Genomic DNA, 21040 nt, shown 5'->3' with positions numbered 1-21040 from the left:
CCTAATAAAAACTGCCTTTACAGTATTCTTGTTTAATTCAATGCTCAACGTATACTGACAACAAATTCGAACCAGAGTACGAAAAATTGAGTTTCTCCGAACGGCTAAAACAATTGATTGGTGAGGAGTCGGTTTCTGGTTTTGCTCGCCGAGTAGAACTTTCAGAAGCCCTGATTCGCAAATACCTCAACGGGAGTGAACCGAGTTTGTCGAAAGCTAATCAGATAGCCATGAAAGCCAACTGTTCACTTGAATGGCTGGCTACTGGCTGCGGGTATCTATATAGACAAGCTGAAGTGGTCGACATGGACGCCTATATAATGGCCTATCGACACGTCAATGGCTTTGAGCCAAAAGACCACGAACCACACCGCCATGTCATTGCAGGCTATCAATATCTACGAGGTCACAAGAAAGCCGATGGCTACCTGGATGAATCTGCCATGGTGCAATTTTTAAACCTCCAGATAAAGGCACAACGCTGAAACTGTCATTCGTACAACATAAAGGATGACTGCTGTGATTTTGAGCAAATTTTGGGGCGTAGATTAGGGGAATGATGTCAGCTTGAGGTAATCCGTTTAACCTTGTTTAAAAAACAATCAAGGAATGAACGTGAAGCAAACACATGTATCTCTTGCTGTGCTGACTGCCCTAATCAGTTCAGCAAGTATAGCCGCGCCGACTCTCACCATTTCAACCACCACCACAAGTCGGGATTTCCCTTTAAGCGCATCGGATCCATTGGTCCTGCCACTCAAAAAAGAAACTTATCAAGTCAGTATATCGGGGATTGATGGTACGTGCCCATCAGTAGCAGAACAGAAAGTTAAGTTTCGTAAACCACTGAGCCTCAATTGCAGCAGCGACACTGAATTATCGGTCAAAATTCGCTTCAGTGGTGATTACTCATTTGCCTACGATGAGGGCCAACACACGATCACGATAGCTCGAGAAACTAAGAAAGTGGCAGCCAAGAAGTTTACCCGATCTATCCCTGATGTCGTTTGCGAGCAATACAAAGGTGGAGAGGTGACACTTTCTTTAGGTGGCACCTTCACTGATGGTACTCAATTAAGAGAAGTATTTTCAAATCAACTCGTTACCGTGCAAAACGACCAAGTCAGATTAAAGCCCTCCCCGAACAGTGGTGGACTTGTTCTACTTGAACAGGCCGACGCCAGCGCCTCCTCTGCGCAATTCGACTATCGAAACGCCAATATCTATTTCGCCATGGTGGATCGATTCAACAACGGAGATACATCCAATGACCAAAGCTATGGCCGAAAGAAAGATGGCAAACAAGAGATCGGCACCTTTCATGGAGGGGATCTTAAAGGACTAACCGAAAAGCTCGACTATATTCAAAGCCTTGGCACTGACGTGATCTGGCTTTCTCCTATCGTAGAGCAAGTCCACGGCTTTGTCGGTGGTGGAGAGAAAGGCAGTTTTCCATTCTATAGCTACCATGGTTACTGGACTCGTGATTTCACCAAAATCGATCAGAACTTTGGTAATGAAGAGGATCTAAAGCAGCTGGTCACAGAGGCTCACAAACGCGGTATGCGTATCTTCCTAGACGCCGTGGTCAATCATTCGGGTTACTCGACACTGGCAGACTTACAGTTCGACAACATAAACGTTGTTAACACCGATAATATGCCCGATAAGTGGCAAGACTGGGCACCCAAATCAGGGCAGAACTGGCATAGCTTTAATGATTCCGTTGATTACACGAGTTCTAACTGGCATCAGTGGTGGGGTAAAGACTGGGTTCGTGCAGGTCTGCCAGGCTACAGCAAACCCGGCTCAAGCGACATCACCATGACACTAGCCGGCTTACCTGATTTTTTGACCGAGTCTGAGCAGCACGTTACGCCACCAAAATGGTTACTCAACAATCCAGGAACCCGCGTTCAAATACGCGAAAGCTACACTGTATCCGACTATCTCATCGAGTGGCAAACAGACTGGGTCAAACGATTTGGTATTGATGGTTTTCGAGTTGATACCGTTAAGCACGTTGAAGGAGATGTGTGGAAACGGTTGAAAAACGAGGCAACAAAGAGCCTTGAGCAATGGCGTGCCAATGATAATCAGATCGGACAACCTTTCTGGATGATGGGTGAAGTCTGGGGTCATTCTGCTTACCGCTCTCCTTATGCTGACCAAGGTTTCGATGCGCTAATCAACTTTGATATGCAGAAGAAACTCGACAAAGGCGCTGCTTGTCTGAGCCAAATGCAGGAGACCTATCAAAACTACGCCGATTCAATGCAAGAAACGCCAGATTTTACCCCTGTCAGCTACATGTCTTCACACGACACAGAACTGTTTTTCAGTCGTTTCAACTCGATTGAGATGCAGCGTAACGCCGCCAACGCTTTATTACTTAGCCCCGGCGCTGTTCAGGTTTACTACGGTGATGAAGTGGGAAGAGATTTAGGCCCCTATGCTGATGACTTCCATCAGGGCACTCGCTCAGACATGCTGTGGGAGCTAAGCAAAGAGCGCCAACAACTTCTCAAGCACTGGCAAACGTTAGGCCAGTTCCGTCAATCCCACCCAGCAATAGGAGCTGGTATACACAAAGAAATTGGCAACAATTCAGCCTATGTTTTCTCTCGGAGTTTGGAAGGCGACACGGTTGTTGTAGGTTTCGTTGGTAAATAAATACACAAGGGCTCTCTGCCGAGAGCCCTTGTTCAAATTAGTCAGATTAAGGTTCGTAGTTTGGATTCATCAATGAATATCGATATTGCTGATCTTTCTGCCCTTCAGCCGCAATATAAAGTAAGAACAGCCCTGTATGACCGATACCACATTTGAGATCGCAAGGGACTTCGTAATCTAGCTTCAAGGTAGGAGACGGCGGCGTAGTATCAACCTTCGCATCATTCGGGTCTTGATTCATCACATTGCGCGAGTCATCGTACTTGGGCAGAGTGTAAATAAACAAATCACTCTCGCTTTGGGCCGCGTGAGTCCATGGGGATAAAGCCAAGCATAGTATGACAGTCCAGATAGTCGTTGACGTTCGCTTCATGAATCATTGGGGTCGATAAGTTTGATTTCCATAATATATTAAACAGTGTTCAATTAAACCCCTAAAACGAAAAAAGCTCCCGACTTGGGAGCTTTTCTTACAAATAAGAAATAGGTTATTTGTTACGACGAGCTTCTACAGCATCGGCTAACTGACGAAGAACCTTTTCAGTATCTTCCCAACCAATACACGCATCAGTGATAGACTGACCGTAAGTTGGAGCTTGACCATCAACAAGATCTTGACGACCTTCAACAAGATGCGACTCAATCATTACACCAAAAATAGCATCTTCACCTGCAGAAATTTGGCCCGCTACATCTTCCGAAACCAACATCTGACGCTGGTACTGCTTCGAGCTGTTCGCATGACTAAAGTCGATCATCACCTTCTGAGGCAGACCTGACGCTTCAAGTTCAGATTTAATAGCACCAACATGTTCAGCACTGTAGTTAGGCTCTTTACCACCACGTAGGATGATGTGGCAGTCTGGGTTACCAGCAGTTTCAACGATTGCTGAGTGACCGTACTTCGTGACTGACAAGAAGTGGTGAGAAGCACTCGCACTGCGGATTGCATCTGATGCAATTTTGATGTTGCCATCAGTGCCGTTTTTGAAGCCGACTGGGCAAGAGATACCAGAAGCCAGTTCACGGTGTACCTGAGACTCAGTTGTACGTGCGCCGATAGCACCCCAGCTGATTAAGTCTGCAACGTACTGCGGAGTGATCATATCAAGGAATTCACTTGCCGTTGGTAGGCCAAGATCAGTTAGATCCAGCAGCAACTTACGACCCATGCGCAGACCGTCGTTGATCTTAAACGTGTCGTTCAGGTACGGGTCATTAATCAGGCCTTTCCAACCCACAGTTGTACGTGGCTTCTCAAAGTAAACTCGCATCACGACTTCTAGGCGGTCACCCAGCTCATCACGCAATACTTTCAAACGCTTACCGTATTCGATTGCTGCTTCAGGATCGTGAATAGAACAAGGACCAACGATAACCAGCAGGCGGTCATCATCGCCGTTTAAAATCTTAGAGATTGCTTCACGAGAGCGAAAAGTCGTTGAAGACGCAGTTTCAGTCGCCGGAAACTTCTCTAAAACAGCCACTGGCGGTAATAATTCTTTTACTTTGCTAATTCGTACATCATCAGTCTGGAACATTGCTTACGTCTTCCTATTTCTCTTAGCTTGAACACCGCACCAAAAATTAGTGGTGCATAAATGCTCTATTTTGTTTTTCATCTTCCCTGTAACTTATCTATCAAAAACGATGCTTGCAACCACTTTTTAAACCAAAAGGCAATATTTCTTCTATTTTTACATTTTACACCGCATGTAAAATTTAAATTACATACGATAAAGAGTGAGCAATATCAGGCTTTCTAGCTCTATTTGAACCACATGAGATGCAATATCTTCTTGATATTGTTAAGGTGGAAATACAAATAAATGCATATAAAGAATCGGCATGAGCGCCATCGATTTTACACACGTCAGCAAGTGGTACGGCCAATTTCAGGCACTGAAGAATATTAGCCTCTCAGTACAGAGAGGAGAGAGGTTAGTCGTTTGTGGCCCTTCTGGTTCTGGAAAGTCGACTTTAATTCGAACCGTTAACGGGTTGGAAACCATCTCAAATGGCAATATTCAAGTACTCGGCCAGCCTTTGACCTCTGTCTCACCGGGAAAAGTCGGCATGGTTTTTCAGCATTTTAATCTTTTTCCTCACTTAACCGTATTAGAGAACCTGACGCTGGCACCGATGCGCACATTGAAGCAGTCGAAACAACAAGCTATCGATACAGCCATGCACTTTCTAGATCGCGTCAACATCACGGAACAGGCAAACAAATATCCCGTTCAATTGTCTGGCGGGCAGCAGCAGCGTGTCGCGATTGCACGCTCTTTGTGTATGAAGCCCGAGATTTTGTTGTTTGACGAGCCAACCTCCGCTTTAGATCCAGAGACCATCAAAGAAGTTTTGGAAGTCATGACAGATTTAGCTACAGATGGCATGACAATGATATGCGTAACACATGAAATGGGCTTTGCCCGAAAGGTGGCCGATAGAGTGATATTTATGGATCAGGGAGAAATACTCGAAATGGCTACTCCTGAGCAATTGTTCAGTACGCCGCAACACCCTAGAACACAACAGTTTCTGGAGCAAATCCTGAGCCACCAATGATTAGCCGAATTTTAAAGCCCGTTTTGTCCGCCTTCGCTCAAATCCTAATACTAGGTTTAGGGCTGTGGTGGCTGCTGGATTCGGGTGCGAAAGCAATAGATTACCAATGGCAATGGCACCGAGTACCTGACTATATCGCCTTCTATGAAGATGGTGAGTGGTGGCCTGCTGAACTGCTCGAAGGCTTGTGGGTCACTATCAAGATATCGGCATGGAGCCTATTGTTTACTCTGCTGATTGGAATGCTGACGGCTTTGCTTAAGCTTTCTCAGTCTGTTGTAGGTCGAACCATCGCAAATACTTATATTGAGCTGATTCGCAATACGCCGCTTCTGGTTCAGATATACCTTTTATATTTCGTCTTTGGGCCTGTGATCGGCCTTGATAGATTCGCGACTGCGATTTTGGCGCTCTCACTTTTCCAGGGTGCCTACACCGCTGAGATTTTTCGTGGAGGCCTGAACAGCATCCCTAAAGGTCAGTTTGAGGCTGCTCGCTCCCTTGGACTCAGCCCTTTCTCTACCTACTACGACGTTATCTTCCCGCAATTACTGCAAAGAACGTTACCGCCTTTGACCAATGAAGTGGTTTCTCTGGTTAAGAATTCATCAATTGTCAGCGTAATGGCCATATTCGACCTGACGACAGAAGGAAGAAACATTGTTTCGGAAACCGCTATGCCATTTGAAATTTGGTTTAGCGTGGCAGCGATATATCTTTTGCTCACACTGTCACTCTCGGGAATCTCCGCTTGGCTAGAACACAAACTTGGCGCCCAATGGCGTGCTCAATAATAAGGAAATCAAATGAAACACTTAGGACAAAAGATTCGTTCGTTGAGAGCTTTCAAGCAAGCGATTACCGCTTTGCTTGGGCTAGCAGTAGCGCTACCAACGCTCGCCAGTGAAACCCCAAATTTGGATAAGATTAACGAGCGCGGCACCTTACGCGTCGGAATGTCGACCTTTGTCCCATGGGCAATGCGCGACAAGCAAGGGGATTTAATCGGCTTCGAAATCGATGTAGCTGAACGTCTTGCCGCGGATTCTGGCTGGAAAGTCGAATTTGTACCCACCGCTTGGGATGGCATTATTCCAGCGCTTCTGGCGAAAAAATTTGATGTCATTATTGGCGGCATGAGCGTGACTCCCGAACGCTCTAAGAGTGTCTTATTTACCACTCCTTATTCACACTCTGGTGTTCAGGTGGCTGCCAATAAAGAACTGGCTTCAGGCTTTTCTGAAATGAGCGATTTCAATTCTCGACGCGTTAAAATCGCTGCACGCCGTGGCGCCTTCACGGTACAAGTCGCTCGAGAGGCTTTTCCGAAAGCTAAGATTCTTCAGTTCGACGATGATGCTCAAGCATTTCAGGAAGTCCTCAATGGTAACGCTCACGCTGTGATTGCTTCTAGCCCTAAACCTGAACATGAAGCTGTGAAGAATGCCGACAAACTGTTTATCCCGTTTAATGAGCGCCTGTCTAAGGGCAACGAGGCTTTCGCCGTTCGTCTTGGTGAAAGCGACAAACAAGCCTTCTTCGACCAATGGATACAAGCCCGTACCGAGGATGGCTGGCTTGAGCAAAGATACGAGTACTGGTTCGCGACGCTCGACTGGCAGCAGCAAGTTGCAACGGGCCAATAACCACGTTTCTTAAACCCAGAATGATTGATGAGACATAAAGATTAGCAGGACGTTAGGTGAATAAATCGAATTTACTGACCGCCAGTCAGGACAGAAAACCCAGCTTAAGCTTCAATAAGCTAGATTTGGTTTTATTGCTTGCTTTAGCTGTGTTTGGATTCTGGCTTTACCAACGTGCTTCTATCGGAGTGAATTACACTTGGCGATGGAGCGAAGCATTCACGCTGATCTTTACTTCACGCTCTGATGGGTCGTTGCCCTACTTCATTCAGGGTGTGATCTCGACATTACGGCTCAGTGTTTGGGGAATGCTACTGGCACTAACCCTGGGAACACTCATTGGTGTAGCTAGGCATTCTTCCATTTACGTATTTCGTTCACTGGCCAATGTGTATATTCAGTTAATCCGAAATATTCCCCCGCTGGTCTTTGTGTTTATCTTCTACTTTTTTATCTCAAATCAGCTCATTCCCGCTATCGGGTTGGAAGGAGTTCTAAGGGAGAACTCCGGAGATGCGAATGCGTTGCAGTCGATGTTGTTCGGGCCTAAGTCCCTATGGGAAAATCTACTGTCTGGCGTACTTTGTGTCGGGATCCTTTCCTCTGCCTATGTTGCTGAAATAGTACGTTCAGGTTTGGCTGGCATAGCAAAAGGACAATGGGAAGCGGCGGACGCATTAGGGCTGTCCACTTGGGCTAAGTACCGCTTGGTAATCGCCCCTCAGGTATTAGCCGCAATTACTCCTGCACTTGCCGGACAAGCCATTTCATTAGTCAAAGATACCTCGATTGTGTCACTGATTTCGATTCAAGAAATGACTTTCGTTGGCACAGAGATGGCAAACTCCTCCGGTCTTATCTTTGAAATTTGGCTAATTGTAGGCGCCACTTACCTGATATTTTGCCTGACGCTTTCCGCCTTGTTTAAAAGGCTTGAGCGTCATTCATTAAAACATCAAGCAAATGGCTAGACAGGTACTTCTCTCAAATCAAATAGTGCTCGGCTAATAGCGCTGAGAACAGCAACATCAGGTGCCAAATAGAGAACTTAAATGTTTTGATGGCTTGCTTCTCGTCAGTACCAAATTTCAGCTTCCAAGCGTGATAGACAAACAGCGCAGACAGTATTGTTACGGAGGCTAGGTAGAAGACTCCTGCCATCCCAACCAACACAGGGAACAGGCAAACGATAAGTAATAATACGGTGTAAAGCAGTATTGATGTTTTCGTATATTCCTCACCGTGCGTGACAGGCAGCATTGGTATATCGGCTTTGGCATAATCCTCTTTGCGATGAATCGCTAATGCCCAAAAATGCGGAGGGGTCCATATAAAGATAATCATCACAAGCAGCCAGGCATTAGCATGCATTTCACCTGTGACAGCCGTCCAACCAAGTAACGGCGGCATCGCACCAGCAATCCCCGCAATGACGATGTTTTGTGGCGTAGCGCGCTTTAAGTACATGGTGTAGATAACGGCATAGCCCAGCAAACTGGCAAAAGTCAGCCAAGCTGTCAACGCATTAACCCAGACATACAAGACCACAAATCCGGCGAGCCCGATTCCAGTGGCGAACGCAAACACATTGCGCACATTGAGTTCACCCGACGGCAGAGGTCGCTTGTATGTTCGAGCCATAACCGCATCAATTCGTCGGTCAATCAGGTGGTTAAATGCCGCAGCAGAACCTGCCATCAAAGCAATCCCCAACATACCAAGAATTGATTGTTGAACAGGTAGTGATCCTGGCACCGCTAAACACATTCCGACCAGAGCGGTAAGCAGCATTAAAGCAACCACCTTCGGCTTAGTCAGAGTGAGGTAGGTTCGCCATAATGATCGGTCTTGTTCAGAGATGTGACTGATAGAATTACTCATCGCGAACTCTCCTTACGAAAAAATCGAGTGGAATGGGCATTAGCAGTGACTTTCTGCCGCAGCAGATAATTGACATGGAGGACTGAAAGCAGCAACAAAGCAGCGACTAGGTTATGCGCAACCGCCACCACAAGAGGTAAGCTAAGTAAGACATTAGCAATACCTAAGCTGATTTGTAGAATCAGCAACACACCCACTTTGAAAGCGGCACTTGTTAGCTTAGGATTTCTGGCACATAGCAACGCACAAAGTAAACTGATGGACAACAGAGCCACCAGCACAGCACCAAATCGGTGCGTTACATGAATCGTCATGCGAGCGCCATAGTCTAACGTGCCAAACTCGTAGGTTTCTTGCTTGGGTTGTATCAACTGAAAAGCGCGGTCAAAATCCAGATGCTCTGTCCAGTTCCCTTCACATACCGGTAAACTTGTACACATTAGGGCGGCATAGTTGGATGATGTCCAGCCGCCCAAGGCTATTTGAATAACAACAAAACACAAAGTGACAGGGGCGAGAAACTTTAGCCAACCAGATACATGAGGGACGGCTTCAATATGTGACTTGCGATCAAGTAGCCGCCAATACAGAAGCGCAAGTAGACAAAACAGTGTAAACCCTCCAAGAAGGTGCCCCATCACCACCAGTGGCATCAACTTCATGGTTACCGTCCACATACCCAAGAGCGCCTGAAAAACCACCACTAAAGAGATAACAATCGGCAGGCCATAAGGCAACGACTTCTCTTTAATCACTCGAAATGAAATAGCAAACACCAATAAACCCAGCGTGCCCGCAAAATAGCGGTGGATCATTTCCAGCCAAGCTTTATTCGCTTCAACAGTGAGCTCTGGATACAAGGATTTTGCCAGTGCTATTTCTTTTTGATCGTTAGGTACGGTCAACTGGCCATAACATCCCGGCCAATCGGGACATCCTAGTCCAGCGTCAGCCAATCGGGTATAGGCACCAAGCATGATGACAATGAACGTCAATACGAGACTTAGGCGAACTAAATTGGTCAATCCCATAACCAAACTCCTTCCCTGCTGTTAGCCTACTCTTGATAACTTAAGTAGTTTCCTTAAGTCCGCTAGTACATCTTTGCTTTGGCGGACCAAATCGTCTTGTGATTCCACTTTGGGATAACGCATCACCAATTGGCCCAATGGGTCGACAATGACGTACTCAAAGTCAGACACAACCTGATGGAAGGCTTGATTCACTTTGATGGCTTCAAACCCACCCTTTTCCAATACCGATGTATCACTGAGCTCAGAGACAAGCAGCACAGGCGCGACTCGGCTCTGATATTTGCCCAGCGCTAAATGACTTTGACCTAGCAAGTACACTTGCTTTTGACAGAATTCATCACATTGCTGCGGAATTAAGTACCCCAATTGCCATTGCTCGCTTGCATAAGGGTTGCTGATTCCAAGTCCATCAAAACTTTGCTTTGGTTCAATCAATTCGCCTTTGTTCGTCACGCCAGATTCATACCAATGATTGGCGAGAAATGTCTTAGCAATGACTGCGGGCAAAGCAAACATTAGTACCAAGGCAACCAGAATGATTCTGCCTCTTGTAACTGGATTAGCCATCCTGACCTCCTTGTTTTAATGCTCTGATAAAAACCCAACCACTCAACAACACGAGAGCCACGGCCATACTAAACCACTGAACGGCATATCCTGTGTGTTTAGCGGAACCCAGCGGGACAGGTTTCCAAGGCTGCCCATAGGGCCAATCTGACGTGCGGGGCTGTAAAATGTAAGGCTCTATTGGGTGCTGCCAATATTGTTCAAGTTCAGCAATATTGAGATTTTGAATTCGATGCGGAACACCCGGCTCAATATACAGCTCATCACTCAGCGGGTTCGAAGAGCGCTGGTAAACTCTCGCTTCTGATATCAGTGGGCTGTTCAGCCAGTCAACGCTGGGCAAGTTGCCTCGCTGGCCCTTTGAAGGAATAAAGCCGCGTTCCACCAAAACCGCACGATCACCCCCAAACTCCATAAGCTGATAAGCCAAATAACCAACTTCACCTTGATAGGTTTGATTATCGAGCAATAGGTACTTGCCCTCGATAGGCCATAGTTCAGCGGTAACCCGCATGCCTGTAAGGTAGCGGGTCTCGGTAACGTTTAGCTGAGTAATATCGATTGCAGGGGCCTGTTCTCGTGCATCCAAAAACCGCTCCATTTGCTGCTTTTCTTCAGCTCTCGATAGTTGCCACAAGCCTAAGTTGACCAAAATAGAAAAGGCAACCACAGTTAATAACAGACCAACCCAAAACGAGTACGACTTCATCTGAACTGATAAGGAAGACTTTATGGTATTCATCTTCAAATCGCTGTTGGTAGTGTTACTACTGTTTATCATCGTAAACCTCGCAAGAGCGATGCTCGAAATGGTGAAAGGGCCTCAGCCTGAAAGTGATGAGGAGCCTCGCCAAGATAAGCCTATGAGTTATTACCTTGGCCGACGGGTGTTCCTCTCTGCACTTGCCGTTGTGTTATTGATCGCCGCCCTTCTTACAGGTTTTATTGAACCTAATGTTCGTCCTTACTAAGGGCGAACACACCTACAGCACATAAACAAAAACAAACAGACATAGCCAAACCACATCGACAAAGTGCCAGTACCAGCTGCCTGCCTGAAACGCGAAGTGATCCTTAGGAGTAAAATGATCTTTTGCCACACGGGCGAGCAGTATGATTAGGAACGTTGTCCCTAAGAAAACGTGCATACCGTGAAAGCCGGTTAATAAGAAGAAAGTGTTGCCATATATTCCGGATTGCAGCGTAAGATTCAGGTCCTGATAAGCATGGGCATACTCAACACCTTGGTAATAAAGGAAAAATCCAGCCAGAACAATCGTAATTTCTAGCCATACAATGAGCGCCATACGTTTGTTCTGCTCAAGACTCGTATGGGCCATATGCAAAGTGATAGAGGAAGTCAGAAGAATCAGGGTGTTAATCAGCGGAATCCCCTGCCATCCCATCGCCGTCGTTGTGACACCATCAGGTGTGGTCGTCAGTGGCCAAAGTGCTTCAAACGCGGGCCACAAAACTTCATGAGTCATCGCGTTATTACTCGCGCCACCCAACCAAGGCACTGAGATCATGCGCGCATAAAACAGTGCTCCGAAAAAGGCGCCAAAGAACATCACTTCAGAGAAGATGAACCAACTCATTCCTTGCCTGAAGGAGCGAGAAATTTGCTCAGAATACTTACCTGTCATCGACTCGGTAATCACATTGCTAAACCAACCCGCAAACATGTAGAGCAGGAACAGGAATCCAGCCAGAAGAATCAACTTACCGAAGATACTGCCTTCTCCACCTTCGGCCATGTTCTGCACCGTGATCCCCGCGCCAACCGCGATAAGAAACAGCGCAACCGCTCCGACAATTGGCCAGCTGCTTTGAGCCGGAACATAATATGATTGATGTTTTGAACTCATGGCTTAGCTCCTTGCTGTGTGAGGTCGCCACTCGGTTCCATTCGTGCTACTTCAACGGGTTGAGGAACCTTATCCGTAATGTCGTAGAGGGTATACGACAGCGTTAATGTATGAATCGACTCTGGAATATCTGGCTCAATGTAGAAGATCAAAGGCATTTCGGCCTTCGCCAGGCTTTCCAGTGGTTGGTGATTAAAGCAGAAACATTCAATTTTGTTGAAATACGACGCGCCCATACCCGGAGACACTGAAGGAACAGCCTGACCGATAGTTGCTATGGATGACTGGTTTGTTGCTATGTAGGCCGTCTGAATCACTTCTCCGGGATGCACATCCATTGACTGTTGCTTAGGTTCAAACAACCAAGGCATACCCTGATTTCTGTGTGCCATAAACTCAACTCGAATAAGACGTGATGTGTCAGGAACCATACCCTGTGGCTGTAGCGCAGACTCAGTATTTGTTTTTCCGTTGATTCCTAAAGCCTCGCACATCACGTCATATAACGGGACAAGCGCAAAACCAAAGCCAAACATTGCCACCACTGCTGCCAGCAGCTTCAAGGTTAATTTGTTATTGGATTGCTGTTGTCCATCCATAGCGCTTCCCTCAATCCACTTTCGGTGGGGTAGAGAATGTATGGTGCGGTGCTGGGCTTGGAACTGTCCACTCCAACCCTTCAGCACGATCCCACGGTTTTGCCTCAGCTTTTTCTCCTCCGCGGATACATTTAATCACTAACCAGAGGAAAATGAGCTGAGACAAACCAAAGGCAAAACCACCAATCGACACTATCTGATTGATGTCGGCAAACTGAATCGCATAGTCAGGAATGCGTCGTGGCATCCCAGCTAAGCCAAGAAAATGCATCGGGAAGAATAAGACATTGACCGAAATCACTGAGCACCAGAAATGCCACAAGCTCAACTTATGGTCATACATATGCCCTGTCCATTTCGGTAACCAATAGTAAGCAGCGGCCATAATCGAGAATACCGCTCCTGAGACCAACACATAATGGAAATGCGCGACCACAAAATACGTATCGTGGTACTGGAAGTCTGCAGGAACAATCGCCAGCATAAGACCGGAAAACCCACCGATGGTAAACAGAATAATGAAAGCAATGGCAAACAACATCGGTGTCTCGAATGTCATCGCACCCCGCCACATCGTAGCCACCCAGTTGAACACTTTGACCCCAGTGGGCACCGCAATCAGCATGGTGCAATACATAAAGAAGAGTTCGGCAAACACAGGCATCCCTGTTGTAAACATATGGTGTGCCCAAACCAAGAAGGACAACAGCGCGATACTACAAGTGGCGTACACCATCGAGTGGTAACCAAACAATTTTTTACCACTGAACGCTGGGATGATGGCCGACACAATACCGAACGAAGGCAAGATCATGATGTACACTTCGGGGTGACCGAAGAACCAGAAGATATGCTGGAACATCACAGGGTCACCACCACCTGCGGCATCAAAGAATGATGTGCCAAAGTACTTGTCAGTCAGAACCATAGTCACCGCCCCCGCCAGTACAGGCATGACGGCAATCAACAAGAAAGCAGTAATCAACCAAGTCCAGACAAACATCGGCATCTTGAACCAAGTCATTCCCGGCGCTCTCATATTGACGATAGTGACGATCACGTTGATCGCGCCCATGATCGAGCTAATCCCCATGATGTGAACTGAGAATACAAACAACGCCGTACTGTCAGGCCCGTAAGTCGTAGAAAGCGGCGCGTAGAAAGTCCAGCCGAAATCAGGGCCCCCACCTTCCGTAAATAACGAAGCAATCAGGATTAAGAACGCAAAAGGTAAGATCCAAAAACTGAGGTTGTTCATCCGTGGTAACGCCATATCTGGTGCGCCAATCATCATCGGAATCATCCAGTTTGCTAAGCCAGTAAAGGCTGGCATGACCGCACCAAACACCATGATCAAACCATGCACGGTCGTCATCTGGTTGAAGAATTGGGGCTCGACCAATTGCAGGCCAGGTTGGAACAACTCGGCGCGAATGATCATCGCCATGGCTCCACCGGTCAGGAACATAATGAAACTGAACCAAAGGTAAAGCGTCCCGATGTCTTTGTGATTGGTCGAATAAATCCAGCGGGTTATGCCAGAAGGCGCTTCGTGATGCTCATGATCATCGTGTTCATCAATGGCAATCGCACTGTTTGCTCTTCCTAACTCGGCATCAGCCGCTGGCGCTGATTTTACTGATTCAGAATTCATTGACTCAGGTTTGGACGTTTTCATTGCCCCTCCTTGGATGCCTTAAATGCATTCACATCGGATGCCTGCACCACATCACCCGTACTGTTTCCTAAACCGTTACGTTGGTACGTCACCACAGCCGCAATTTCTTTGTCCGAAAGCTGATTAGCAAAAGCCTGCATTGCAGTCCCTGCCCGACCGTTAACCACCACATCAATATGAGTATCAACATCGCCCGTCGCGATCTTACTGCCTGTAATCGCAGGGAAAGCTCCTGGAATACCCGCGCCACTCACCTGATGACAGACGGCACATCGGTCGACATAAACCTTCTCACCTATCGTCATCAGTTCTTCTTGCGATAGTGACGCGGTTAGAGATGCTGCCGCTTCTTGCTTCGCTTGCTCTATCTCGGCTTTTTTCGCCAATAGCCAAGCATCGTATTTGTCTTCTTCCATGGCATGAACAACAACGGGCATGAATCCATGTGCTCGGCCACATAGCTCTGCACACTGGCCACGGTAAACACCGGGCTCATCAATGCGCGTCCACGCTTCGTTGATAAAGCCCGGGATCGTGTCTTTCTTCACTGCAAAGTCAGGTACCCACCAAGAGTGAATTACATCATCGGAAGTCAGGAGGAATCGTACTTTTCGGTTGATGGGCAACACGAGAGGGTTATCAACTTCAAGAAGATAATGTGCGCCTTTTTCTTCTATACCATCAATGGCTTTTTGGCTGGTTGCTAACAAGCTGAAAAACTCAACGTCTTCTCCGAAGTAGCTGTAGTGCCACTTCCACTGGGAGCCAGTGACCTTAATCGTCAGATCGGATTGGGACGTATCTTCCATGGCGACAAGCGTACGAGTCGCCGGAATTGCCATGAGAACCAGAATGATGATGGGGATGACCGTCCAGATCACTTCCACTTTGGTACTTTCATGGAAGTTAGCCGCCACTGCCCCTTTTGATTTTCTGTGATGGTACATGGAATAGAACATTGCCCCGAATACCACAACGGCAATAGCGCAACAGATATAGAAGATCAGCATGTGTAAGTCATAGACTTCATTACTGATGCCTGTCACACCTCTGGTCATGTTCAAGGTGTTCTCTTCAGCGTTGACTGAAGTAGCAAAACCAACAAACAACACATTGATCAGTTGCCACAGTGAAACCTGTAATCTTTTCAAAAGACCTCTCCTCTGCCTGAGGCATCATCTCTGATGATTTATCCAAGGCGCCCTTTAGCCTGAATGACGCAAAAAAGTCCTAGTGGGCCAAAGGGTGCGGAAAATTCCTTGTAAACAGCAAATTCGATGTAATTTGTTATAGTTATGTTAATAAAAGCTAGTTGGCGTTTACTAATTGTGCAAGAAAGTGCTAATGGAAATGTCGCTAACTTGAGCAGGTTAAATTGAAGATTGATCACAATAATTGGTTTAGCGATTGCGCTCTCGCAAATGATAATCAATATCACTTAATATCCATCCATTATTTCCCAAATGTCATACACTTGGGATAACGATAGTTAAAGGTAGAAATAAGTTATGATGGAACAAGTTACTCGTTGGTTGGAAAAAGATCCGGATCCACGTACTCGTGAAGAACTTCAACACTTGATTGATAAAGAGCAATATCAAGAATTAGCTGACCGATTTAGCCAGAGGTTGGAGTTTGGTACTGCTGGTTTACGAGGAAAAGTTGGCTGTGGTCCAAATCGAATGAACCGACTTGTTATTCAGGAAACGGCTACCGGGCTTGGTCATTATCTTATTAAGCACGTTCAAGATGCAGTAAAACGTGGCGTTGTCATTGGGTATGATGGACGCCCAGATTCAAAGCAATTCGCTCATGATACCGCCTCTGTATTGACCTCTTTAGGCATCAAGGTATACCTGACACACGATGTTGCTGCGACACCTATCGCTGCATTTGGTGTTCGTCATTTTAATGCCACCGCTGCTGTTGTCGTCACAGCCAGCCACAACCCACCCGAGTACAACGGCTTTAAAGTGTATTGGGAAAATGGCGCTCAAATTATTCCTCCTCATGACTCTGGTATTGCTGGAGAAATCGACGAAGCCGCCACAAAACCCATCCCTCTGATGAATCTTGATGATGCAGAAAAGCATGATCTTCTCGTGTGGCTAAAAGAAGATTACTACGAGACTTATCGCCAAACGATGAATGGCAACCCACTGCTGGCTAATCATCAACAGCCAGAAGCGGTTGGCGTCGCCTATACCGCAATGCATGGTGTAGGTGCTGACATGGCAGAAACACTGCTAAAAGATGCAGGCTTCACCAAAATCTACAGCGTTGCCGAGCAACGTGACCCCGATGGCTCTTTCCCGACTGTGAACTTCCCTAACCCTGAGGAAGCTGGTGCTATGGATATGGTGGTCGCGCTGGCGAAAGCTAATGACGCCGACATCGCGTGTGCCAATGATCCAGACGCAGACCGTTTTGCGGTCGCTGCTCGTCGACCTGATGGCGAATACCAGATGCTAACGGGCGATCAGGTGGGTTCTCTATTTGGCAACTACCTACTCAGCCATACTGATGCAACCAAACAGTTGATTGGTAATACTATCGTGTCTTCAACATTGCTTAAGAAGATTGCACTTTCTCATGGCGCTGAGTACTACCAAACTCTGACAGGTTTCAAATGGCTGACTAATATCGCCATGCAAAAACAAACCACAGAGAAGCAATTCTTGTTCGCTTATGAAGAAGCATTAGGCTACACCGTGGGTAATAAAGTGTGGGATAAAGATGGCTTGTCTGCTTTGGTCGCTTTCTCTCAGCTAACCGCCGAGCTAAAGAGTCAGGGGAAAACGGTGTGGGATCAATTGGAAAGCATTTATCGCGAGCACGGTATGTACATCAACGCTCAGCATAGCACCGCGCTCGATCCAAAAGCACTACCTGTTGGGGACAAGCTACGAGCTGCGCAGCCAAATCAAATCGCGGGCCGTAAAGTCGAAGTGATTGAAGATTTGAAATCTTCAACACGCACCTTTGCAGACGGAAAAACTGAATCTATTGACTTACCAGCCAGTGACGTTTTGATCTATCACCTATCTGGCGGTGCACGTGTCATCGTTCGTCCATCAGGCACGGAGCCTAAGCTGAAGTGCTATTACGAAGTCGTCGAAGCATTTGATGCAGCAGATAGCTTTTCCGTCGCGGAAGAAAAAGCTGAGCTAGCGCTGGATATGCTGATCAGTGAGCACCAAACAAGTTTGGATCACTAACGAGTCATCGTCTCGAAAGTACCTGTTTACAAAGCGGCTGGTTAGCCGCTTTTTCTATATCTCTACTCTTATTTCAATCCCCAAACACCTTCAAACTGACAAATATGTTAAAGTTTGGCTTCCACTTTCCTCTAGTGATTGAATCGTCATGAATACCGTTTTATCTGTCATCCCTGTTGGGGTGCGTTTTATGCTGCTTTCGGCGCTTGGCTTTGCCTTAATGTCGGCCTGCGTCAAATACGTCAGCAACTATGGTATTCCTGTGTTTGAAATTGTTGCCGCAAGGGCATTAGTTTCGCTGGTGATCAGTTACCTAGATGTCAAACGCAAGCGCATTTCAGTATGGGGGCACAATAAGCCCTTGTTAATGCTTCGCGGCGCAGTCGGCACGGTCGCTCTCATGTGTGTTTACTATTCAGTGACAACACTTCCACTAGCAGAAGCAACTATCCTCCAATATGTGCACCCTGTGTTTACTGCTTTACTTGGTGTGCTATTTCTCAAAGAGCGCATTCAGTTTTCGACTATGATCTGCATCGCGCTTTGTTTAGTGGGTTTAGGTGTGATGGTTCAGCCGAGCATGCAAACAGGCTCCAGCTCAGACTTACCGCTGTTTAGCGTGATGATGGCACTACTTGGTGCCTTTGGTAGCTCTATTGCTTATGTGATTGTCCGTCGATTAAGCCAGACAGAAGATAGCTCAGTGATTATTTTCTATTTTCCACTGATGGCCCTACCAACCTCGATGATGTTGATAGGCGATGATTTTGTATGGCCAAGTCTATTTTTGACCTTGATGCTGATCCTAGTTGGCGTCTTTACTCAGATAGGTCAATACGGGCTAACCAAAGCGATGCAGACTCAAGCCGCAGGCAAAGCCTCAGCCTATTCCTATGTGCAAATTGTATTTTCGGCCCTACTTGGTGCTTGGGTGTTCAACGAAATCCCATCCTATTGGACATATTTGGGTGGCTCGTTGATTGTCATTGGCGCATTAATCAACGTCTTTGGGCAACATTTGAAGCCACCGTTCCAACGGGCGAAATAGCTTCAAACCCTCTCGGGGTGTCTATACTTGTCATTAACGATGATAATGAAAACACCCCGCAATGAATTTACGAGTATGTTTTTGCTTTCTGATTCTGCTAACCAGCTCTAAAGCCCTCGCCACGGAGATAGAACTCCGTGACGAACATCTTAGTATCTGCGGCGACTCTATCGACTGGCCTCCCTATACATACCTAGATGGAGAAGACGTTAAAGGCTTCGATCTCGAGGTTCTTAACGAGGTTTTGATACCTAAAAACATCACCTTCAATTTCACCATGACATCATGGACCCGCTGCCTTAAAGGTGCGAAGAGCGGTGAATTCCAAATTGCAGTCAGCGCTTCACACTCAGAAGAGCGTGCCAAGCACTACCTGTATACAACTTGGTACTATCACGTCACTCCCCACTACTTATATAAAAAGTCGAGATTTCCTCAAGGACTAAACATTGATGGCGTCGCGGAGTTAGATAAATACAAGGTCTGTGGGATCCACGGCTACAACTATGGCGATTTCTGGCTTAAAAATGTTGACCAATACTCTCACAACATGCATGAACTCGTTACAGAGCTCAAAGAACAAAGATGCGACGTTATTCTATCTTGGCAGGAGATACTCGAAGGAATTAAAAGCATTTGGGGTATTACTTACGTAAGTGAAGAGATCGAATCTAAGCCGATTCCAAATATGCCTAAGCATAAATTTTACATGTTGATTTCCAAACAATATGAACATGGTCCAGCTCTGCGGAATATCCTCGATAAAGGCTTGAGAAGATTCCAAACCAATTAAATATCGACCCGAACTTTAGCACTTAGCCCACCAATAATCCCAACAAGTGATATATAAAATTATTATCAAAAATATATAACTGACTGAACTTTGATAACATTTTTCATCCAGCTCACTAATCTGCTCACCACAGCCCATGCAGCAGCATGCGGCGCTTTTACTCAACAACAGGAACAGATTAGTGAAAAAGTTATTACCTATACTGGCGCTGGCCGCAGTATCGTCAAACAGTATTGCCGCTGAAGACCCAAACATCTCCGTCGGCCTTGGTTATGATCAAGACCTGAGCGTCATCTTCGATCTTAATAGCACTTTTAGAATGACGGCAGGAAATGATGGCATGGCCATGGACTACGTATTTAAGCGTGGTGACATAGAATCAGAAACCGATATCAACTGGTTTTTAGGCGCTGGAGGTTACTACGAATGGGATGATGACTTTGGTGCACGCCTACCACTAGGTGTTGAAGTTCACTTTGCAGACAAATGGGAAATCTATGCGCAGGTGCACCCAGAGTTAGGTATTAGTGACGGCTTGGATTTCGGTGTCGGAGCTTCATTTGGCGTCACCTACTCATTCAAATAAGTCGTTCGGGGCAGCCTGCATTCACTGCCCCAGCTTCTTTGATTTACAGTAGCCGTCTTCTCAGGCCCGCTTTTTCAAGGATGCGGGTTGAAATCTCTTCTACCGACAACGATGAAGTATTGATATATGGAATGGCTTCACGTCGGAATAAAGCCTCAACACTTTCCAACTCGTTGATGCACTGTTCTGTACTCGCATATTCACTGCCTGCCAAACGGTTCTCGCGAATTTCCGTCAATCTTTCAGGATCTATCGTCAGACCAAACAATTTATGGCGATGGATTTCGAATTCTGGCAGCAGTCTCAGACGACGAATATCTTCCTCAATAAATGGGTAGTTCACGACTCGTAGACCAAATTGCATCGCCATATAAAGGCTGGTTGGCGTTTTACCGCTTCGAGAAACGCCCAACAATATAATGTCTGCCTCGTCCATTCCCTTGAGCGTAATGCCATCATCATGCGCTAAGGTGTATTCAATTGCTGCAATGCGGTCAAAGTAGGTGTCAGAATCTTTGCCTACACTGCGCGATCGCTGCAACTTCGGTTTTGGCTCCATCTGGATATCATCTTTAACCTGTTGGACGATACTCGCCAACACATCGTAACTGAATGCAGGGGCTTCCAATAGTTTCTGTTTGATCTCCGGTATAACGATGGAAAAAAACACTAAAGGCTTCACACCGCTCTCTTGGTAAGACTGTTCAATCTCTTTCAGTAGATCAGCTAATTTGTCTTCACTTTCGACAAACGGAAACGTTTTTTCGTTGGCGTTAAACGGGAATTGACCCAAAACAACATGGCCTAATGTCTCACATGTTATGGCCGTACCGTCAGAAACATAGAATACATCACGACTTTGAATATCAATTTGCATCTTT

At 46.4% G+C, this 21040-nt stretch carries 22 protein-coding genes; 11 read left to right on the top strand and 11 right to left on the bottom strand.

Going from position 1 to position 21040, the window contains the following annotated elements:
* Nucleotides 1-86: 86 nt before the first annotated feature.
* Both VIC_RS13040 and VIC_RS13035 read left to right on the top strand, forming a co-directional pair.
* The gene (locus VIC_RS13040; protein WP_172855162.1) at nucleotides 87-485 is read left to right on the top strand and encodes a helix-turn-helix domain-containing protein; all 399 of its coding nucleotides are present in this window, start codon (nucleotides 87-89) and stop codon (nucleotides 483-485) included.
* Nucleotides 486-615: 130 nt separating this feature from the next.
* Nucleotides 616-2673, top strand: coding sequence for an alpha-amylase (locus VIC_RS13035; RefSeq protein WP_006960400.1), 2058 nt, complete (start codon nucleotides 616-618; stop codon nucleotides 2671-2673).
* Nucleotides 2674-2719: 46 nt separating this feature from the next.
* Here VIC_RS13035 and VIC_RS13030 read toward each other — a convergent pair whose 3' ends face one another.
* Nucleotides 2720-2959 carry a hypothetical protein gene (locus VIC_RS13030; RefSeq protein WP_006960399.1) on the bottom strand — a complete coding sequence of 80 codons (240 nt, stop codon included), beginning with the start codon at nucleotides 2957-2959 and terminating at the stop codon, nucleotides 2720-2722.
* 202 nt (nucleotides 2960-3161) lie between these two features.
* Nucleotides 3162-4214 (bottom strand): 3-deoxy-7-phosphoheptulonate synthase AroG, encoded by a 1053-nt coding sequence (aroG, locus tag VIC_RS13025; RefSeq protein ID WP_006960398.1) that lies wholly within the window; start codon nucleotides 4212-4214, stop codon nucleotides 3162-3164.
* 307 nt (nucleotides 4215-4521) lie between these two features.
* Here aroG and VIC_RS13020 point away from each other — a divergent pair, with 307 nt between their 5' ends.
* The 4 genes from VIC_RS13020 to VIC_RS13005 are packed head-to-tail and all read left to right on the top strand — an operon-like array spanning nucleotide 4522 to nucleotide 7858.
* Nucleotides 4522-5241, top strand: coding sequence for an amino acid ABC transporter ATP-binding protein (locus tag VIC_RS13020; protein ID WP_006960397.1), 720 nt, complete (start codon nucleotides 4522-4524; stop codon nucleotides 5239-5241).
* Nucleotides 5238-6035 (top strand): amino acid ABC transporter permease, encoded by a 798-nt coding sequence (locus VIC_RS13015; RefSeq protein ID WP_006960396.1) that lies wholly within the window; start codon nucleotides 5238-5240, stop codon nucleotides 6033-6035. The genes VIC_RS13020 and VIC_RS13015 overlap by 4 nt, the downstream gene beginning before the upstream one ends.
* A 12-nt stretch (nucleotides 6036-6047) precedes the next feature.
* The gene (locus tag VIC_RS13010; RefSeq protein ID WP_006960395.1) at nucleotides 6048-6887 is read left to right on the top strand and encodes a transporter substrate-binding domain-containing protein; all 840 of its coding nucleotides are present in this window, start codon (nucleotides 6048-6050) and stop codon (nucleotides 6885-6887) included.
* Nucleotides 6888-6943: 56 nt separating this feature from the next.
* Nucleotides 6944-7858 (top strand): amino acid ABC transporter permease, encoded by a 915-nt coding sequence (locus tag VIC_RS13005; RefSeq protein WP_006960394.1) that lies wholly within the window; start codon nucleotides 6944-6946, stop codon nucleotides 7856-7858.
* 13 nt (nucleotides 7859-7871) lie between these two features.
* Here the strand turns inward: VIC_RS13005 and cyoE are convergent, their stop codons facing one another.
* The 4 genes from cyoE to VIC_RS12985 are packed head-to-tail and all read right to left on the bottom strand — an operon-like array spanning nucleotide 7872 to nucleotide 11111.
* On the bottom strand, nucleotides 7872-8768 hold the full coding sequence (gene cyoE, locus VIC_RS13000) for a heme o synthase (protein ID WP_006960393.1): 897 nt from the start codon (nucleotides 8766-8768) through the stop codon (nucleotides 7872-7874).
* Nucleotides 8765-9799 carry a COX15/CtaA family protein gene (locus VIC_RS12995; RefSeq protein ID WP_006960392.1) on the bottom strand — a complete coding sequence of 345 codons (1035 nt, stop codon included), beginning with the start codon at nucleotides 9797-9799 and terminating at the stop codon, nucleotides 8765-8767. Before VIC_RS12995 ends, cyoE begins: the two co-directional genes overlap by 4 nt.
* A 21-nt stretch (nucleotides 9800-9820) precedes the next feature.
* A complete protein-coding gene (locus VIC_RS12990) occupies nucleotides 9821-10369 on the bottom strand; it encodes a hypothetical protein (RefSeq protein ID WP_006960391.1) in 549 nt (182 codons plus the stop codon).
* Nucleotides 10362-11111: an SURF1 family protein gene (locus VIC_RS12985; protein WP_039951909.1), complete on the bottom strand. Its 750-nt coding sequence runs from the start codon at nucleotides 11109-11111 to the stop codon at nucleotides 10362-10364. Before VIC_RS12985 ends, VIC_RS12990 begins: the two co-directional genes overlap by 8 nt.
* On the opposite strand from VIC_RS12985, the gene VIC_RS12980 reads away from it, so the two are divergent.
* Entirely contained in the window at nucleotides 11101-11340 is a 240-nt protein-coding gene (locus VIC_RS12980) for a DUF2909 domain-containing protein (RefSeq protein WP_006960389.1), read from the top strand. The genes VIC_RS12985 and VIC_RS12980 overlap by 11 nt on opposite strands.
* Nucleotides 11341-11352: 12 nt before the next feature.
* Here the strand turns inward: VIC_RS12980 and VIC_RS12975 are convergent, their stop codons facing one another.
* The 4 genes from VIC_RS12975 to coxB are packed head-to-tail and all read right to left on the bottom strand — an operon-like array spanning nucleotide 11353 to nucleotide 15626.
* Entirely contained in the window at nucleotides 11353-12237 is an 885-nt protein-coding gene (locus VIC_RS12975) for a cytochrome c oxidase subunit 3 (RefSeq protein ID WP_006960388.1), read from the bottom strand.
* Entirely contained in the window at nucleotides 12234-12836 is a 603-nt protein-coding gene (locus tag VIC_RS12970) for a cytochrome c oxidase assembly protein (RefSeq protein WP_006960387.1), read from the bottom strand. The genes VIC_RS12975 and VIC_RS12970 overlap by 4 nt, the downstream gene beginning before the upstream one ends.
* 10 nt (nucleotides 12837-12846) lie before the next feature.
* Nucleotides 12847-14514: a cytochrome c oxidase subunit I gene (gene ctaD, locus VIC_RS12965; protein WP_006960386.1), complete on the bottom strand. Its 1668-nt coding sequence runs from the start codon at nucleotides 14512-14514 to the stop codon at nucleotides 12847-12849.
* Nucleotides 14511-15626, bottom strand: coding sequence for a cytochrome c oxidase subunit II (coxB, locus tag VIC_RS12960; RefSeq protein ID WP_409459727.1), 1116 nt, complete (start codon nucleotides 15624-15626; stop codon nucleotides 14511-14513). Before coxB ends, ctaD begins: the two co-directional genes overlap by 4 nt.
* A 396-nt stretch (nucleotides 15627-16022) precedes the next feature.
* On the opposite strand from coxB, the gene VIC_RS12950 reads away from it, so the two are divergent.
* From VIC_RS12950 to VIC_RS12935, 4 genes are all read left to right on the top strand, one after another.
* The gene (locus VIC_RS12950) at nucleotides 16023-17732 is read left to right on the top strand and encodes a phospho-sugar mutase (protein ID WP_006960384.1); all 1710 of its coding nucleotides are present in this window, start codon (nucleotides 16023-16025) and stop codon (nucleotides 17730-17732) included.
* Nucleotides 17733-17880: 148 nt separating this feature from the next.
* Nucleotides 17881-18780, top strand: a complete 900-nt coding sequence (locus VIC_RS12945; protein WP_006960383.1) for a DMT family transporter — start codon at nucleotides 17881-17883, stop codon at nucleotides 18778-18780.
* 61 nt (nucleotides 18781-18841) lie between these two features.
* Nucleotides 18842-19573: a substrate-binding periplasmic protein gene (locus VIC_RS12940; RefSeq protein WP_006960382.1), complete on the top strand. Its 732-nt coding sequence runs from the start codon at nucleotides 18842-18844 to the stop codon at nucleotides 19571-19573.
* A gap of 181 nt (nucleotides 19574-19754) precedes the next feature.
* Nucleotides 19755-20159: a hypothetical protein gene (locus tag VIC_RS12935; protein ID WP_006960381.1), complete on the top strand. Its 405-nt coding sequence runs from the start codon at nucleotides 19755-19757 to the stop codon at nucleotides 20157-20159.
* Between the two features lie 43 nt (nucleotides 20160-20202).
* Here VIC_RS12935 and ppsR read toward each other — a convergent pair whose 3' ends face one another.
* Nucleotides 20203-21036, bottom strand: coding sequence for a posphoenolpyruvate synthetase regulatory kinase/phosphorylase PpsR (gene ppsR, locus VIC_RS12930; RefSeq protein ID WP_006960380.1), 834 nt, complete (start codon nucleotides 21034-21036; stop codon nucleotides 20203-20205).
* Nucleotides 21037-21040: the final 4 nt, after the last annotated feature.

Origin of the sequence: Vibrio coralliilyticus ATCC BAA-450 (genome assembly GCF_000176135.1) — a bacterium.
Taxonomy (GTDB): domain Bacteria; phylum Pseudomonadota; class Gammaproteobacteria; order Enterobacterales; family Vibrionaceae; genus Vibrio; species Vibrio coralliilyticus.
This window is presented reverse-complemented; position numbering and strand designations above follow the sequence as displayed.